1 protein-coding gene is annotated in these 1,411 nt (G+C 67.5%); it reads left to right on the top strand.

The features are described from left to right. Nucleotides 1–1,322: tetratricopeptide repeat protein (locus DPV74_RS41330; RefSeq protein ID WP_119339285.1), on the top strand; the 1,322-nt coding region annotated here is incomplete at its 5' end. Nucleotides 1,323–1,411 lie beyond the last annotated feature (89 nt).

Raw genomic sequence — 1,411 nt, 5'->3', positions numbered from 1 at the left:
TCGCGCGCGAGCTGGCCCGGGCGACCGGCGAGACGCGCGGCCCGGCGATCCTCGCGCTGCAGGCGCTGCTCGTGCGCGGCCCCGACCGCGTCGGCGGCCTCGCGGTGCTGAAGGACATGCTGAAGAACGACCTGAACCGGCCCGAGGCTCAGCTCGCGATCGCGCGCCAGCAGCTTGCGGTCGACGACAAGGACGGCGCCGCGCAGTCGCTGAAGCAGGCGCTGCAGATCCGCCCCGACTACCTGCCGGCGGCCCTGATGCTGTCGCAGATGGGGCCTGCGGAACGCGCGGCGGGCATCGCGTCGTTCGAGAAGTATGTTCAGCAGAATCCGAAGTCGCGCGATGCGCGGCTCGCGCTGTCGCAGCTCTATCTCGCCGACGATCGCCTCGACGACGCGCAGAAGCAGTTCGAGACGATGCGCAAGCTCGACTCGAAGGATCCGACGCCGCTGATGGCGCTCGCGCTGATCAAGATCCAGCAGAAGAAGCTCGACGAAGCCACCGCCTACCTGAAGCAGTACGTACAGCTCGGCGACAAGCAGCCGAACCTCGACGTCGGCCAGGGCTACATCTACCTCGCGCAGATCGCGATAGACCAGAACAACGACGCGCTGGCGTCGCAATGGCTCGACAAGGTCGACCAGACGAGCCAGCACTATCTCCCCGCGCAGATCACGCGCGCGCAACTGCTGCAGAAACAGGGCAAGACCGACGAGGCGCGCAAGGTGCTCGACGACCTGCCGATCACGGATCCGCGTGATGCCGCCGTGGTCGCTCGCACCGACGCGTCGATCCTGTTCACCGCGAAGCGCTACCCGGAAGCCGAGGCCCGGCTCGGGCAGGCGGTCCAGGACTTCCCGGACGATCCCGACCTGCGCTACGATTACGCGATGGCGGCCGAAAAAACCGGCCACTACACGACGATGGAAAAGCAGCTGCGCGAGCTGATCCGCACGCAGCCCGACAATCCGCAGGCGTACAACGCGCTCGGCTATTCGCTCGCCGACCGCAACCAGCGGCTGCCCGAAGCCAGCAAGCTGATCGACAAGGCGATGACGCTCGCGCCGAACGACGCCTACATCATGGACAGTCTCGGCTGGGTGAAGTACCGGATGGGCGATACGGCCGGTGCGGCGAAGGTGCTGCGGCGCGCGTACGAACTGCAACCGAACGCCGAAATCGGCGCGCATCTCGGCGAAGTGCTGTGGAAGAGCGGCGCGCAGGACGACGCGCGTTCCGCGTGGCGTGACGCGCAGAAGCTCGAGCCGGACAACGACACGCTCGTGCAGACACTGAAACGCCTCCAGATCAACGGCCTCTGATGCAGATGTTCCCGACGTTTTCCCTGTCCTCCCGCGCGCAGCGCACGCTGGCCGCAGCCGGCGCGGCGCTCGCGCTCGCCGGCTGCGCG

Source organism: Burkholderia sp. HAN2018 (assembly GCF_024704855.1).
Taxonomy (GTDB): Bacteria; Pseudomonadota; Gammaproteobacteria; order Burkholderiales; family Burkholderiaceae; genus Burkholderia; species Burkholderia cepacia.
This window is presented reverse-complemented; position numbering and strand designations above follow the sequence as displayed.